The sequence below is a fragment of the Stenotrophomonas sp. YJH_SMC_133 genome (genome assembly GCF_059370655.1).
This window is the reverse complement of sequence record NZ_JCAFTW010000001.1, coordinates 183981-199173: the sequence shown is the minus strand read 5'-3', so window position 1 is coordinate 199173 and position 15193 is coordinate 183981. Positions and strand designations below refer to the sequence as shown.

Genomic DNA, 15193 nt, shown 5'->3' with positions numbered 1-15193 from the left:
GTGAACAGGAGGCCCACGCTCAGCGTGAGCGTGGCAGGTCGGTAACGGGCGGCGGAACGGCCGGGGCCGGGCGCGGCGCGGGCGCTGGCGGGGTCTTGTCGCGGCTGCGTTCGATCACTTCCACCTTCGGCTCCTTCCATGGACCGGTCACCTTGTAGGTGCGGGCGCCGATCTCGCCGAGCGGTTTGGACAGTACCGCATTGGTGGCCGCGCCGAGCGCCGCGCCCACCGGGCCACCGGCCACCGCGCCGACCACCGTCAGCAGGTTGCCAGCGCGCGGGTTGACATCGATGGTCTGGTCGAACCGCTGGTTGCGCAGGTCGGCCTGGCCGCGGATGGTGATGTTCGCCGCCGGGCCCTCGATCAGTACCTTGTCGGTGCGGGCCATGCCCTGCCCGAACTGCACGCTGCCGTCGACCTGGTTGAACGCGAAGCCCTTGGAGAAGAAGTCGCGGAAGTCGAACATCAGGCGCCGCGGCAGCTGGGTCACGCTGAGCAGGCCCAGCACACGGCCAGCGCCCGGCTCCAGCTCCAGCAGCTGGCCATTACGCGCGTGCAGATCAAGGCTGCCCTGCAGATTGGCCAGCTGGAAGTCCGACGGCCCCCCGCTCCAGGAGGCCTGCAGCTGCGCCTGGCCAGAGCCGCCACGCAGCTGGCCGCCGTAGTCGAGGTTCTGCATCAGGGCGCCCAGGTCCTCGCTGCGCACCTGCGCGGTCAGCTCGGTGCGGGCACCACCGGTGCGACCCAGCCAGCGACCGCTGATGTCGATCTCCTGATCGGGCGCGCGGAAGCGCAGCTCGTCCACGTTCAGGCCATTGGCCAGCGGCCGCGTACGCAGCACCGCCTGGCCCAGCACCACCTTGCCGAACTTCAGGTCGGCAATGTCCAGCGCGAACGGCGGCAGCTTGGCCGGGTCCATGTCGTTGGCGCCGGCCTGCACCCGGGCTGGCGCGGCCGCGCCCGGCGCCGGCGGCAGCGACTGCCAGTGCACACGGTCGAGTCGGCCACTGATGGTGCCTCCTTCGGCGTTGGGTACGGTCAGGCGACCGGCCAGCGAAGGTCCATCCAGGCGCACGTCCAGCGCCTGCGGTCCCGGCTGCAGCTGCAACCGGGTCTGCTCGAAGACGCCGCCGATCAGCATCAGCTTGCCGACCTGCACGTCCACTGCACGCAGCGGCATGCCGTCATCGTCGTTGCCACCACGGGCCAGACTGATCCACTCCAGCGCATCCAGAGTCGGGCTGCGGCCATTGACGGACAGTCCGCTGGGCGGCGGCTCGCGATCGGCATGGTCGCTGCCCAGGGTGACCTGCACACCGGTGCGGTTGTTGTGGCTGCGCGCGGCCAGGGCCAGACGCTGGCCAAAGGCCACATCGATGCGACCAGCGCCCATCGGCAGCTGCGCGGCCACCGTGGTCGCCAGCGGCTCGGTGGCCGGCTTGTCCAGCGGTGCCGGCAAGTCCAGGCGGGTTCCCACCAGATCCGAACTCAGGCGCAGTTCGCTGGGCGGTGCGGGCGCTCCCGGTGCGACTTTGGGCAGGTTGACCGCGATGGTCCAGGGCGAGTTACCCGCGATATAGGGCTTGAGCCACGCCATTTCCGGGGCGCGGTCAATCAGCACACCGGCGTCGAGGTTGGCCGTCAGCTGGGACTCGAACGCCAGCCTGCTGTCGTGCACGTAGCCGCCGGCACGCAGGCTCAAGCGGCCGTCCTGACCGAGGTGGCGCACCGCCAGTTCCTCGGCACCGAAGCCACCATTGCTGTAGCGCGCCTGCCCATGCATGTTGTCGAAGGCCAGCTGGAAGCGCTTGTCCACCAGCTTCACACCATTGAGGTCGACCGTGCCCTGCAGGTGACCGCCGCCTTCATCGTGGTGCAGCGGCTGCAGCAGGTCGAAGGTCACATGCGCCGGGCCCGCAGCCGTGAGGTTGTCCAGGGTGTCGCCATAGTCCTTGTGCAATGGGCTCTGCCGCAGCATTGCCAGCAGTCTGCCGGCCTCGCTCTGCGCATCGGCACGCACGTACAGCGGCTGCTGCCCGAAGTCCTGGATGCCCGCCTCGAATCTCTGCACCGCTACACCGGCCAGGTCCCCTCGCCCATGCATGTCGAAGCCGGGGCCGATGAAGGCGATATCGGCGTCGACCTGGCGCATCAGCGGCCAGTCGTGCTGGAAGCGGATGTCGCCGTTGGTGATATGGCCGGTGGCCTCGAAACGACCATCGTTGTTGTCGAACGGCCAATCGTCCAGGTCACCGCTGACCAGGCCGATGCCATTGCGCACCTGGCCGCCGGCCAGCGCCATGTCCAGCCAGTCGGTGGCGCCCTTGCTCATCTTGGAGTGGATCCAGAAGCGCTTGGCCGCCGTCATCGGCACATCGTCCAGCTTGGCCGCCAACTGCAGCCAGGGCCGCGTGCCGTCGCCCTGGAACCAGACACCACCGCGCACATCGGCCGCGTAGTCGGTGCCTTCCACGCGCATCGCCGCAGTGCCGATACGCCAGCCACCGCCCTCGTCACGCCAGCCCACGATCTGTCCAGCCAGGTGCAGGTCGTGCCGCACGCCGAAGCCGGTGGGCCAATCGAACTGCAGCTGCCGTTGCGGTTGCAGCTGCAGGCTGAAGCCATCGGCGTCGCCCTCGAAATGTCCCCCCAGGCCGCGCAGACCCGGAGAATTGCCAACGCTGGCAAAGCCCAGCGACTGCAGCTCGCCCTGTGCCCGCAACGGGCCATCACGTTCGCCGGCCAGTTGCAGCTCTCGCACATCCAGCTGCGGTTTGGACAGGAACAACCAATGGCGCAGGCCTGGCTCGAGGCGATCACTCAGCGCCAGCGCACGCAGCGCCGTACCGGCCTGTACTTCGCCGGAACTCACCCGCAGCTGCCTGCCAACCTGCAACTGCAGGCCATCGAGCTGTTGTTCGCCGTCTTCGGTCTTCAAACGAAGGCGCGGTACCTGCAGCGCCCAACCATCGGCCTGGCGCTGCCAGCGCAGGCGCGCCTGCAAGCGCTGCAGCTGCAACCGCGGCGTTGCCACGTCGGGCATCGGTGCACCGTCGACGCGCACGTCACGCAGGTCCGAATCGGTGGTCAGCGCCACCGGCGCGAAGTCGCGCAGGGTCAGCCACAGGTTCAGCTCACCCTTGCCTTCGCGCAGGCGCACGCCACCAGCTGCCAGCAACGGCGACCAGGCATGGAAATCAACAGGATCGGCACCCAACCAGGCCTGCCCGTTGCCGCGCGCGCGGTCCACGTCCAGCACTGCGGTCAGCGGCAGGGCATCGGTCTGCGCCCAGGCACGCACGCCCACACGCAGGCGGTCGCCATTGACGCGCAGGCGCAGATCGATACGCGGCAGGGTGGTATCGATACCCAGTCCCGGTGCATGCACACCCAAGCGGCCATCGATCACCTGCAGCTCGCCCAGCCGGCGCAGCGCGTCCAGCGGGTCACCGCCCGTGTCTGACTTCGGCAGGCCACGCACCGACCAGCGGCCGTCCTTGCCCTGCTGCAGGTCCAGTGCCAGGCCACGCAGGCGCAGCTCGGTCAGCGAGCGACCAGGCAGCATCCCGCTGTACATTGACACCAGCACTTCGGCCTCGCCGATGGCCAGGCCCTGACCGGCGCCGATGCGCAGGCCCTTCAGCTGCAGCAGCGGACCACGCCGGGTCCAGGCCGTCTGCAGCTGGTCGAAATGCACCGGCTGGCCGGCACGCTCACTCAGCCAGGCGGCAATCCTGTCGGGGTGACGCTCGGCCAGCGGCAGCAGCTGGCTGAGGGTACCCACCAGCAGTGCCAGCCCGACCAGGCCTACCGCGCAGGCGGCAATGAAATGACGGCGGATCCTTCGCAGTCGCAGGCGCGGCGGCGCGCTCATCGGCCACCGCCGGCCTGCGGCCGGCGAGGATCAGAGCAGAACGACATCGAATTGCTCCTGCAGGTACTGCTCGTCCGCCTGGAAGCGGATGCTCTTGCCGAGGAATTCCTCCAGCTCGGCCACCGCCGAGGATTCCTCGTCGGTGATGCGCGCGACCACCTTGGTCGAGGCGATCACCAGCAGGCGTGCGGCATCGAACTGGCGCACGGCACGGGTGATCTCGCGGAAGATCTCGTAGGTCACCGTTTCGGTGGTCTTGATGCTGCCACGGCCACTGCACTGCGGGCACGTTTCCGACAGCTGGCGCTCCAGGCTTTCCACCGTGCGCTTGCGCGTCATCTCCACCAGCCCCAGCGGCGAGAAGTCGTACACCGTGGTCTTGGCATGGTCGCGGGCCAGCGCCTTTTCCAGGGTGCGCAGCACCTGGCGGCGATGCTCGGCATCGTCCATGTCGATGAAGTCGATGATGATGATGCCGCCCAGGTTGCGCAGGCGCAGCTGGCGGGCCACCGCCTGTGCCGCTTCCAGGTTGGTGCGGAACACCGTCTCTTCCAGGTTGCGCTGGCCGAGGAACGAACCGGTATTGACGTCGATGGTGGTCATCGCCTCGGTCTGGTCGATCACCAGGTAACCACCGGATTTCAGCGGCACCTGCTTGTCCAGCGCACGGCCGATCTCGTCCTCCACCCCGAACATGTCGAAGATCGGGCGATCGCCTGAATACAGTTCCAGCTTCTCGGCCAGCACCGGCATGTACTTGGCCACGAACGCCTGCAGCTGCGCGAAGGTTTCCTTCGAGTCCACCTTCACCTTGTCCACGTCCTTGCGGATCAGGTCGCGCACCGAACGCAGCGGCAGGCTCAGGTCTTCATAGATGTTGCTGCACGAGGCCGCTTCGCGGCCGCGGCGCTCGACCACGTTCCAGACCCGCGACAGGTAAGCGATGTCCTCGGCGATGGCCTCGGCCGGCTGGCCCTCGGCATTGGTACGCACGATGTAGCCGTAGCCGCCATGCTGCGCAGACAGCTCGGTCACCAGGGCCTTTAGGCGGGCGCGCTCGGCTTCATCCTCGATGCGCGCGGACACCCCCACCACCTTGGATTGCGGCAGCAGCACCATGTAGCGCGACGGAATGCTGATCTGGGTGGTCAGGCGTGCGCCCTTGGTGCCGATCGGGTCCTTCACCACCTGCACCACGATGTCCTGGCCGTCACGCAGCAGCTCGACAATGGGCACGCTGGCCGGCGGCGGCAGGGTCGTGTTCTCGGTGTCTGCACTGGCCACCGGGGCCGGGCGCACCACGTCGTTGGCGTGCAGGAACGCGGCGCGCTCCAGGCCTACCTCGACGAACGCGGCCTGCATGCCGGGCATGACCCGCTGCACCTTGCCCTTGTAGATGTTGCCGACCACACCCCGGCGCCAACCGCGCTCGATGTGCAGTTCCTGCAGCATGCCGTTCTCGATCACCGCGACCCGGGTCTCGCGCGGGGTCACATTGACCAGGATTTCCTCAGACATCGGCAGCCTCCCTGGCGGCATCGGCAGTGGGGGCCAGCACGCCACAGCGCGCCAGCAGACGATCGGTATGCAGCAATGGCAGCCCCATGACGCCGGAGTAGCTGCCGGAAAGATGTTCGATCCAGCGCTCGGCCCCGCCCTGGATGGCGTAGGCCCCGGCCTTGTCCAACGGCTCGCCGGTGGCGACATAGGCGGCGATGTCGGCGGCGGCGATCGGGGCGAAGGTCACTTCGGAAATGACCAGTTCGCTGTCCAGCCCGTCGGCGCCGACCACCACCACCGCAGTCATCACCTGGTGGGTGCGCCCGGCCAGGCGCGCCAGCATCGCGCGGGCGCCGGCGGCGTCGGCCGGCTTGCCGAACACTTCACCGTCCAGCACCACCTCGGTGTCCGAGCCGAGCACCCGCGCCTGCGGATCATCGGCCAGCACCCGGGCCAGGCCGGCGCGCGCCTTGTCGGCGGCGACCCGGCACACATACTGTTCGGCGCTTTCAGCGGGCGCGCGCTGCTCGACGACCTCCAGGTCCAGGGCCTGGAAGGGGCGTCCGAGTCGGGCCAGCAACTGGTTGCGTCGGGGGGAGCGGGAAGCAAGATAGAGCATCGGCACAGCATAACCTGAGGCCGCCACCTGAATCGTCGGCAACCCGTCCCGGAACGCGTTGAACCCCGAACGGGCTCACAGCGCGTTCATCGCTACGACACCACCCTCAACGGCACAACAAGGAGTTCTCCATGCGCCTGACCGCCACCCCGCTGCTGCTTGCCCTGTCCCTCGCCCTTGGAACCTCGATGACTGCCCATGCCGCCCCGTCGTCGCCGTCGATCGCCGCCGCGGCCGAAGGCACGCTGCTGAACATCTCGGCCAATGCCGAAGCCACCCGCGTACCGGACGTGGCCACCCTGTCGGCCGGCGTGGTCACCCAGGCCGCCGATGGCAACAGCGCAATGCGCCAGAACGCCCAGCAGATGGACAAGGTACTGGCCGCGATCAAGGCCGCCGGCATCGCCGAGCGCGACGTGCAGACCAGCGGCGTCAGCCTCAACCCGCAGTACCGCTATGCCGACAACGAAGCGCCGAAGATCACCGGCTACCAGGCCAGCAACACGGTCAGCCTGAAGGTCCGTGACATCGCCAAGCTCGGCAAGGTGCTGGACGCGCTGGCCGCTCAGGGCGCCAACCAGATCAACGGCCCCAGCTTCGAGATCGACCAGCCGGAACCGGTCTATGACGAAGCGCGCCTGGCCGCGCTGAAGAAGGCCCAGGCCCGCGCCCAGACCTATGCCAAGTCGCTCGGCCTTCAGGTGCGCCGCATCGTCAGCATCTCCGAGAATGCCGGGGGTGGTTACCGCCCGATGCCGATGATGCGGACCATGGCCGCCGGCGCGGCGATGGACAAGGCCACGCCGGTCGCCCCGGGCGAATCCACTGTGTCGGTCAATCTGGACGTGGTGTTCGAGCTGGGTCGCTGATCCCATCCGTTCCGGTAGACAGAGGCGGGTCCCGCAGGGGCCCGCCTTTTTCATGGGCCGGGGCGGCTGGCTGAAGGCCAGCCCAACGGTCCTGCCCCTACCTCTAGGCAGTGGCTGGGGCCTGGCGTTAATGATTGGCTGCCAGCCGCGTGCGGCAACCCCGCCACGGGCCCTGGTGCGTTGAGGACTTCGTCACTGGCATGGAGGTGGACCATGGTTCGTACGTATCCCGTTGCATCCCCGCACTTCGACCCCGCCCGCGTTGCCGCCTGGAGCGCGGCCATCGCCCTGCACCTGCTCGCGTTCCTGTTGCTGCTGATCCCGGCGACCTACCAGGCCGTGCAGGTCCCGCGTGACAAGACCACGGTCAGGCTGATCGAGAAGATCCCGCCAACGCCGCCCCCACCGGTGCTGCAGGAACCGAAGGAAGTCGCCCGGGTCGTGCCGAAACCGCAGGCACAGCCGGCGACACCGCCACTGCCGGCCCCAACCGCGACCGTGGAGGAAACGCAGGGCATCATGCTGCCGGCCGCCGAACCGGCCCCGCCGCAACTCGCGCCGAGCATCGACACCCATGCACCGCTGGCCGGCGCCCAGCTGCAATACCGCAGTGCCCCGCCACCGGCCTATCCGGTCGCCGCACTGCGCAACCATGAGCAGGGCACGGTGCTGCTGCGGGTGGAGGTCGACAGCAGCGGCCAGCCGGTCGCGGTCAGCATCGAGCGCAGCAGTGGCTCGCGCCACCTGGACCAGGCTGCGCGCCAACAGGTGCTCAAGCGGTGGCGCTTTGAACCGGCCCAGCGTGATGGTATAGCGGTACCGGCCATCGGTTTGGTGCCGGTGCAGTTCTCGTTGCCGGACTGACGACCCGGGCCGGTCCGACCGCCTGTCGGACCGGCCTTCGAGACCGAACTGCCAAACTCGGCAAAGTTCCAGTTCAAACGTTACGGATTAAGCAAAATTTCACGACTTCGTCACCCGTCGGAAACCTAGATTGGCCCGTCCCGGATACTCCGGAGACAGCCCTCAACGCTACGGTTTTCCAGTTAGGAGAGAAGCTGTGAAACACCTGATCCAACGGCCCGCCAGCCGCCGCCGCTGCACCCTGGCATCGTCCATCACCCACATCCTTACCGGCGGCACATTGCTGCTGGTTGGCGCCGCGGCTTCCACCTCCGCCTTCGCGCAGGAGAAGGCCACCAACCTGGACCGCATCACGGTTACCGGTTCGAACATTCCGCGCACCAACACCGAAACACCGTCCCCGGTGCAGGTGGTGACCCGCCAGGAAATCGACCGCACCGGCAAGACCACGGTCGCCGAATACCTGCAGACCCTGACCGCCGATGGTTCCGGCTCGATCCCGAAGACCTTCGGCAACGGCTTTGCCGGCGGTGGTGCCGGCATCTCGCTGCGCGGCCTGGGCGCGGGTTCGACCCTTGTCCTGTTGAATGGTCGTCGCATGGCCACCTACGGCCTGGCCGATGACGGCCAGAAGGTCTTCACCGACCTGAGCACCATCCCGCTCGACGCCGTTGAACGCGTGGAAGTGCTGAAGGACGGCGCCTCGGCGATCTATGGCTCCGATGCCATCGCCGGCGTGGTCAACATCATCCTGCGCAGTGATTTCCAGGGCGCGATCCTTCGCGGTTCCTACGGCCTGTCCGGCGACAGCGATGGCGACGCGAAGAAGGCGACCCTGACCGCCGGTACCGGCGATCTGGCCACCGACGGCTGGAATGCCTTCTTCAGCCTGGATGTCGCAAAGACCGACGCGATCAAGATCAGCGATCGCAAGAACCGCAAGTGGATCGGTACCGGCGATACCCGCCCGTGGGGCTATGGCAACAACGCCCAGTTCCTCGGCGGCGCTTTCCTCAGTGGAAAGACCCGCGGCGGTGTTGGTCCGAACGGTTCGGTGTACGACGATCGCAATGTGACCGAAGAGAATCCGGCCTTCCTGGTCGCTTTGCCCGGTTGTGCTGGTCTTACCACGATTCCGGGCCAGACAGAGGCATCCGCGCAGGCGCAGGGCTGCTTGTGGGATCCGAACCAGCTGTATCGCGATCTCACCCCGGAAGAGAAGTACGTCAACGTGTTTGGACGTGCCAGCTTCGCCTTTGGTGAAGGTGGTGAGATCTACACCGAAATCGGCTACTCAAAGAAGGAAACCACCTTCAGCAACACCCCGTCTGGCGTTTCAGGCGGCTGGGGCTATCCGGGTGGCCCGGTCAACGCCAACAGTGGCGACGGCGCTACGGTGCTGGGACCGAATCATCCAGATAATCCGATTCCGGGCCAGGCCTCGCGCCTGCGCTATTCGGCCTGGGATGTCGGCCCGCGTGTAACCAACAACACCAACGAGTTCACCCGCTTCCTGGTCGGCGTCAAGGGCAACTGGGGCGACTGGAGCTACGACACCGCGTATCTGCACTCCGGCACCGACCTGGTCAACAAGCGCACCGGCTTCCTCAACTACGACAATGTACGTTGTGCACTGGCCAACCCAAACTGCGCTGGTGGTGTTTGGCGCATCGGTGACAATGCCGGTATGAACTCGCAGGCCTTGTACGACTTCATTTCGCCGGATATCAGCGCACGTGCGAAGTCGAGCCTGGACATGTTCGACTTCACCGTGTCGCGCAGCCTGATGGACCTGAAGGGTGGCCCGCTGGGCCTGGCGCTGGGTACTGAATGGCGCAAGACCAGCAACAGCCTGACCCCGCAGACCTACACCGACCAGGGCCAGATCATCGGCCTGGGCTACTCGGCCTACGACGGCACCCAGAACGTGTACGCCGGTTACGTCGAGCTGTCCGCACCGGTGCTGGAAACCCTGGAACTGTCCGGTGCGGTGCGCTACGACAAGTACGAGAGCGGTGAAGGCAAGGCCACGCCGAAGATCGGCATCAAGTGGACGCCGGCCGATTGGATCGCACTGCGCGGCAGTTATGCGGAAGGCTTCCGTGCACCGAACCCCGCCGAGAACGGCGATGGTGGTCTGGCAGCATTCTCCAATGCGTCCGACCCCGTGCGTTGCCCGGGCGGCAATCCGGCACCAGGTGCAAACGACGACGACTGTGGCGCTCTGCCGGTCGCCATCATCACCCGCCCGAACAAGGACCTGAAACCGGAAGAGTCCAAGAGCTATTCGGTGGGTATCGTCCTGCAGCCCACGTCCACGACTTCGCTGACCATCGATGCCTGGCAGATCAAGCGCACCAACGAAATCGCCCAGGGCAGCACCTCCGAAGCCATTGCCGCCGGCAACGTGTTGCGTGACAACAACCTGCTAAATGGCGTACCCGGTACCGGCAGCATCCTGGCGGTCAACACGCAGTACATCAATGCCGCATCGACCCGGGTCCGGGGTATCGATACCGATATCCGCCAGACCTTCGATATCGGCCCAGGTCAGCTGGAGATGGACCTGCAGTGGAGCCATGTGCTCAAGTTCGAGCGCACCGATGCCGACGTGACTGTCGACTACGCCGGTACCCACGGCAACTGCGACGTGACCAACTGCATCGGCACGCCAAAGGACCGCATCAACTTCGGCACCACCTGGAGGCAGGGTCCGTGGAGCGTCAGCGGCGTTGCCAACTACATCTCGAAGATGGACAACAAGGACTTCCGTGGTCCGAACGGCTCCTACCTCTTCGCGTATGCAGACGGTACGGACGTCAAGAAGATCTCCTCGTTCACCACCTTCGACCTGTCGGGCCGCTGGAACATCACTGAAGCCTTCGAGCTGAACGCCTCGGTGCAGAACGTGTTCGATCGCATCGCGCCGCTGGATCCGTCCACCTACGGCGGTGTCAATTACAACCCGCTGCACTTCAGCGGCGCCATCGGCCGTTACTTCACTGTCGGCGCCAAGTACACCTTCAAGTAATACCGTTCAACGCACCACCGTCGAAGGCCCGGGCATCTGCCCGGGCCTTCGTCGTTGCGGCCCCTTGCGTGCATGTTCACGGGCACACCGCTACCGTGGGTCAGCGGCATCAGCGCCGCAGGGGACATCATGGCCGTGACATCACAACGCCTCGGGCTGCCCGCGTTGACCGCACTGGTGGTCGGCTCGATGGTCGGTGCCGGCATCTTTTCATTGCCGCAGAACGTAGCGCACAGCGCCGGTCCGGCGGCGGCGCTGCTCGGCTGGGCGGTCAGCGGCGCCGGCATGCTGATGCTGGCCTTCGTGTTCCAGGCCCTGGCCAACCGCCGGCCGGATCTCGATACCGGCATCTACGCATACGCGCGCGAAGGCTTCGGCAACTACATCGGCTTCTCCGCTGCGTGGGGCTACTGGGTTGCCTCGGTGCTCGGCAACGCCAGCTTCTTCGTGCTGATCTTCAGTGGTCTCGGCCACTTCATGCCGGTCTTCGGTGAAGGCAATACCCCGGCCGCCGTGGCCGCTTCGTCGCTACTTCTCTGGACCGTGCACCTGCTGGTGCTGCGCGGCCTGCGCACCGCCGCCATCGTCAACGGGCTGGTGACGGTGGCCAAGCTGCTGCCTATCACGCTGTTCCTGATCCTGGCCGCCGGCGCCTTCCGCATGGATGTGTTCCGTGCCGATTTCCTGGGCGCGCCCGCGCTCGGCGACCTCGGCCAGCAGCTGCGCGGCATGATGCTGGTGACCGTGTGGGTATTCATCGGCATCGAAGGCGCCAGCATCTACTCGCGGCGCGCGGCCCGTCGCGCCGATGTCGGCCGCGCCACGGTGATCGGCTTCCTCGGCGTCTGGCTGCTGCTGGTGCTGGTCAGCCTGCTGTCGATGGGCGTGCTGTCGCAGGCCGAACTGGCGGGGTTGCCCAATCCGTCGATGGCTTATGTGCTGCGCGCCATCGTTGGCGAGTGGGGCGCGACGGTGATCATCGTCGGCTCGATCATTTCGGTACTCGGCGCGCTGCTGGCCTGGGTGCTGCTGTGTGCCGAAGTGCTGTACGCCGCTGCAGGCGACGGCACCATGCCGGCCTTCCTGGGACGCGAGAATGCGCGCGCCGTGCCCGCCAACGCGCTGTGGCTGAGCAATGGCTTGATCCAGCTGTTCCTGCTGCTGGTGCTGGTCAACTCCGGCAGCTACACGGGCCTGGTGCTGCTGGCGGCCTCGATGAGCCTGGTGCCCTACTTCCTGTCCACCGCGTTCGGCGTGCAGCTGGCGTGGCGCGGGGACGCCTATGCGGGTGAACCGGGCGTGCGCTGGCGTGACTTCGCTGTGGCGCTGCTGGCCAGTGCCTACGCGTTGTGGCTGGTGTATGCAGGAGGCCTCGACAACCTGCTGCTGTCGGTGCTGCTGTATGTGCCCGGCGTGGTGGTGTTCGCACTGACCCGGCTGCAACGCGGTGAGCAGGTATTCACGCGTTGGGAATGGGTGTTGTTCGGCGCCATTCTGGTGGTGGCCATCGCTACGCTGGTGGCGTTCTCCAGAGGTGAGCTGGCACTGTAGAGTCGAGCGCGGGCTCGGCTCTACAACAACGCAAAAAAAAGACCTGCATCTTGCGATGCAGGTCTCTTCAAGGTGGCGCCCGAAGTTGGACTCGAACCAACGACCCCCTGATTAACAGTCAAGTGCTCTAACCGGCTGAGCTATTCGGGCAGACGACTAGTATAACCACTCTTCACGCGCGATGGTAGGGGTGATTCGCAATCATTGCGGCGGCCCGGTACAACTGCTCGGCCACCACCAGGCGTACCAGCATGTGCGGCAGCGTCAATGGTCCAATCGACCACTTTTCGTCGGCCAGCGCGGAAACTTCCGGCGAATGCCCTTCCGGGCCACCGATCAGGAAGGCAAGGTCCCTGCCCTGCCCACGCCAATGCTCCAGCCGCTGCGCCAGCTGTTCGGAACTGAGCTGGCGGCCCGGCACATCCAGCGCCACCACATAGGCATTCTTCGGCAGTGCGGCGATCACGCGCCTGCCTTCGTCTTCGGTGGCGCGGCGCGCATCGCGGCCCTTGCCGCGCAGGCCGGGCTCGATTTCCACCAGATCGAACGGCAGCCAGTGCGACAGCCGCTTCTGGTACTCGGCGAAGCCCTGCGCCACCCAGCTGGGTGCGCGTTCGCCGGTAGCAATCAGGCGGGCTTTCATCAACGGTCCTCCAAAACGTCGACGGCGCCATCGGCGCCGTCGAAGGGATGCATCAACGTGCGGCTCAGGCCACTTCGTCGTCGCTGGACGGCGGCTGGTCGCCAACGGTCCACAGGCGCTCCAGGGCATAGAACTCACGCACGCGCGGCAGCATCACATGCACGATCACGTCGCCCAGGTCGACCAGCACCCACTCGGCTTCGCGCTCGCCTTCAACACCCAGCGGCATCACGTCGAGATTCTTGGCAAAGCGCACGACTTCATCGGCGATCGACTTGACGTGGCGGGTCGAGGTGCCCGAAACGACGATCATGTAGTCGGCAACGCTGGACCGGCCGCGCACATCGATCTCGACCAGGTCCTTGGCCTTCAGGTCTTCGGTGGCTTGGCGGACGCTGGCCAGCAGTTCCGGCACGGACGGCGGCGGGCTGGGCAGATCGACCTTGATGGTCTGGGGCTGGGTCTGGTTGCTCAAAGTGGATCGACTCGATAAACGTGGGGGCGATTATACGGGCAAGCCGGGGCGGCGGCATTCACGGCGTAGGGGAGCGGTACAGGCCATGGGCGGCCACATAGTCGGCCACGGCCGGCGGCAGCAACGCCCGCCAGGGGCCGCCGGCGGCGATCTGCGCACGCACGGCACTGGCCGATTCCTCGCGCAGCGGATGATGCAGGCGCAGGATGCGCCCGGCCGGACTGGCGAACAGGGCCTGCTCGTTGTCGGCCCAGCGGCCTTCCAGGGCGCGGCCAAGTTCGCCATCCACCGAGGCCTGAAGGGGGCTGCCCGGGCGCTCGGCCACCACGAAATGGGCCAGCCCGAACAGTGCCTCCCATTCATGCCAGCGGGTCAGGCCCAGCAGGCTGTCGGCCCCGACCAGCCAGGCCAATGGCCGGCTGGGGCCCAGCTCGCCGCGCAGTTCGCGCAGGGTGTCGACGGTGTAGGACGGGCGGCCGGGAAAGCGTATGGCGCGGTCCAGTTCACGATGGTCCAGCAGCAGGCCAGGCTCATCGCCGATGGCCAGCGAGAGCATGGTGAAGCGCTGGTCAGCGGTTGCGCCCGGCACCGCGCGATGCGGCGGATCAGCCGCCGGCAGCATGCGCACAGCGACCTGCAGTTCGTCACGGGCAGCACGCGCGATGGCGAGGTGCCCGAGGTGCACCGGATCGAAGGTGCCCCCGTAATAGATCCGCAGGCTCATCATTCAGGCCCGCGCCAGCAGGCGCACGGCACGCGGTTCGGCCACGGCCACCAGCAGGCGCTCCAGCGCCAGCCAGGCATCACCGTCGGCGCGCCCCTTGGCGATGCGGTCGACCAGTCCGGCCTCGGCCACGAAACGCTCCCAGCGCTTGCCCTCGGGGTGCCGCTGCAGCGCACGCTTGTAGGGCGCTTGCCGCGATTCCCAGATGCCGCGCGATTTCATTTCGGCGGCCAGATTGCCGCCACGCGCCTGTACCCGGGCCAGGCCGGCACCAGCCAACAGCTCGCGGATCACCATTGGCATCAGTGCGGCCACTGCCTCGCCTTCGCCGCGCAGGCCCGCCAGCATGCGCAGCACCGCCGGCGGCTGGCCGGAGAACGTGGCTTCCAGCAGCCGGAAAACGTCATAGCGGGCGGCGTCGGCCACCAGCGATTCCATCCGTTCCACGTCCAGCGGCTGGCCGTCGGCCAGCAACGCCAGCTTGTCGATTTCCTGCGCAGCGGCCAGCAGGTTGCCCTCGACCCGCTCGGCCAGGCGCTGCACGGCGGCCGGATCGGCACGCAGGCCCTTGCCACGCAGGCGGCGCTCGATCCAGTCCGGCAGTTCGTGCGGCTTGATCGCCCACGCCACCGACAGCACGCCGATGCGATTGACTGCCTCGGCCCACTTGCCCTGGTGGGCCTTGCTCCATTCGTTGGCGGTAATCATCAGCACCACGTCCGGCGCCGGGTTGGCGCAGAACTGGCTGATCACCTCGGCCCCGTCCTTGCCCGGCTTGCCGCTGGGCAGGCGCACCTCGACCAGGCGGCGGGCACTGAACAGGCTGGGCGCGTTGAAGCTGGCGTCGAGCTGGTTCCAGTCGAAATCACGCCCATCGGCGTCGAACACTTCCCGCTCGGCGATGCCGGCGGCGCGTGCGCGTGCACGGATGGCGTCGGCCGCCTCAAGCACGCGCAGGGTTTCCGGGCCGGCAATCAGGTAGACCGGCGCCAGCGGGGTGTCAGCGCCCTGGCTGGCCAGCTGCTCCGGACGCAGTTCCATCG

General features: G+C 67.0%; 11 protein-coding genes and 1 tRNA gene. 4 read left to right on the top strand and 8 right to left on the bottom strand.

Going from position 1 to position 15193, the window contains the following annotated elements:
• Nucleotides 1–19 precede the first annotated feature (19 nt).
• Genes AC5P78_RS00860 through AC5P78_RS00850 form a run of 3 tightly spaced genes read right to left on the bottom strand, consistent with a single transcriptional unit; the run spans nucleotide 20 to nucleotide 5993 of the window.
• Complete coding sequence (locus tag AC5P78_RS00860; protein WP_012480924.1) at nucleotides 20–3874, bottom strand: YhdP family protein; 3855 nt, start codon at nucleotides 3872–3874, stop codon at nucleotides 20–22.
• 30 nt (nucleotides 3875–3904) lie between these two features.
• A complete protein-coding gene (rng, locus tag AC5P78_RS00855) occupies nucleotides 3905–5392 on the bottom strand; it encodes a ribonuclease G (RefSeq protein ID WP_005410529.1) in 1488 nt (495 codons plus the stop codon).
• Nucleotides 5385–5993: a Maf family nucleotide pyrophosphatase gene (locus tag AC5P78_RS00850; RefSeq protein WP_012480925.1), complete on the bottom strand. Its 609-nt coding sequence runs from the start codon at nucleotides 5991–5993 to the stop codon at nucleotides 5385–5387. Before AC5P78_RS00850 ends, rng begins: the two co-directional genes overlap by 8 nt.
• Before the next feature lie 131 nt (nucleotides 5994–6124).
• On the opposite strand from AC5P78_RS00850, the gene AC5P78_RS00845 reads away from it, so the two are divergent.
• From AC5P78_RS00845 to AC5P78_RS00830, 4 genes are all read left to right on the top strand, one after another.
• Nucleotides 6125–6862, top strand: a complete 738-nt coding sequence (locus AC5P78_RS00845) for an SIMPL domain-containing protein (RefSeq protein ID WP_005410531.1) — start codon at nucleotides 6125–6127, stop codon at nucleotides 6860–6862.
• Between the two features lie 213 nt (nucleotides 6863–7075).
• Nucleotides 7076–7726 (top strand): energy transducer TonB, encoded by a 651-nt coding sequence (locus tag AC5P78_RS00840; RefSeq protein WP_012480926.1) that lies wholly within the window; start codon nucleotides 7076–7078, stop codon nucleotides 7724–7726.
• 196 nt (nucleotides 7727–7922) lie between these two features.
• Entirely contained in the window at nucleotides 7923–10757 is a 2835-nt protein-coding gene (locus AC5P78_RS00835) for a TonB-dependent receptor (protein WP_012480927.1), read from the top strand.
• Nucleotides 10758–10886: 129 nt separating this feature from the next.
• Nucleotides 10887–12308, top strand: coding sequence for a basic amino acid/polyamine antiporter (locus AC5P78_RS00830; RefSeq protein ID WP_099472665.1), 1422 nt, complete (start codon nucleotides 10887–10889; stop codon nucleotides 12306–12308).
• A 73-nt stretch (nucleotides 12309–12381) separates the two neighbouring features.
• On the opposite strand, the gene AC5P78_RS00825 is transcribed toward AC5P78_RS00830, so the two are convergent.
• From AC5P78_RS00825 to holA, 5 genes are all read right to left on the bottom strand, one after another.
• A tRNA-Asn gene (locus AC5P78_RS00825) sits at nucleotides 12382–12458 on the bottom strand.
• Between the two features lie 22 nt (nucleotides 12459–12480).
• Nucleotides 12481–12951: a 23S rRNA (pseudouridine(1915)-N(3))-methyltransferase RlmH gene (gene rlmH, locus AC5P78_RS00820; protein ID WP_005414126.1), complete on the bottom strand. Its 471-nt coding sequence runs from the start codon at nucleotides 12949–12951 to the stop codon at nucleotides 12481–12483.
• 64 nt (nucleotides 12952–13015) lie between these two features.
• Nucleotides 13016–13426, bottom strand: coding sequence for a ribosome silencing factor (rsfS, locus tag AC5P78_RS00815; RefSeq protein ID WP_005410536.1), 411 nt, complete (start codon nucleotides 13424–13426; stop codon nucleotides 13016–13018).
• A 58-nt stretch (nucleotides 13427–13484) separates the two neighbouring features.
• Complete coding sequence (nadD, locus tag AC5P78_RS00810; RefSeq protein ID WP_005410537.1) at nucleotides 13485–14153, bottom strand: nicotinate-nucleotide adenylyltransferase; 669 nt, start codon at nucleotides 14151–14153, stop codon at nucleotides 13485–13487.
• On the bottom strand, nucleotides 14154–15191 hold the full coding sequence (holA, locus tag AC5P78_RS00805; protein WP_005410538.1) for a DNA polymerase III subunit delta: 1038 nt from the start codon (nucleotides 15189–15191) through the stop codon (nucleotides 14154–14156).
• Nucleotides 15192–15193 lie beyond the last annotated feature (2 nt).

Coding starts and splice junctions, on each gene's coding strand:
- AC5P78_RS00860 (WP_012480924.1), bottom strand. CDS start 3,874: ATGAGCGCGCCGCCGCGCCTGCGACTGCGAAGGATCCGCCGTCATTTC.
- rng (WP_005410529.1), bottom strand. CDS start 5,392: ATGTCTGAGGAAATCCTGGTCAATGTGACCCCGCGCGAGACCCGGGTC.
- AC5P78_RS00850 (WP_012480925.1), bottom strand. CDS start 5,993: ATGCTCTATCTTGCTTCCCGCTCCCCCCGACGCAACCAGTTGCTGGCC.
- AC5P78_RS00845 (WP_005410531.1), top strand. CDS start 6,125: ATGCGCCTGACCGCCACCCCGCTGCTGCTTGCCCTGTCCCTCGCCCTT.
- AC5P78_RS00840 (WP_012480926.1), top strand. CDS start 7,076: ATGGTTCGTACGTATCCCGTTGCATCCCCGCACTTCGACCCCGCCCGC.
- AC5P78_RS00830 (WP_099472665.1), top strand. CDS start 10,887: ATGGCCGTGACATCACAACGCCTCGGGCTGCCCGCGTTGACCGCACTG.
- rlmH (WP_005414126.1), bottom strand. CDS start 12,951: ATGAAAGCCCGCCTGATTGCTACCGGCGAACGCGCACCCAGCTGGGTG.
- nadD (WP_005410537.1), bottom strand. CDS start 14,153: ATGATGAGCCTGCGGATCTATTACGGGGGCACCTTCGATCCGGTGCAC.
- holA (WP_005410538.1), bottom strand. CDS start 15,191: ATGGAACTGCGTCCGGAGCAGCTGGCCAGCCAGGGCGCTGACACCCCG.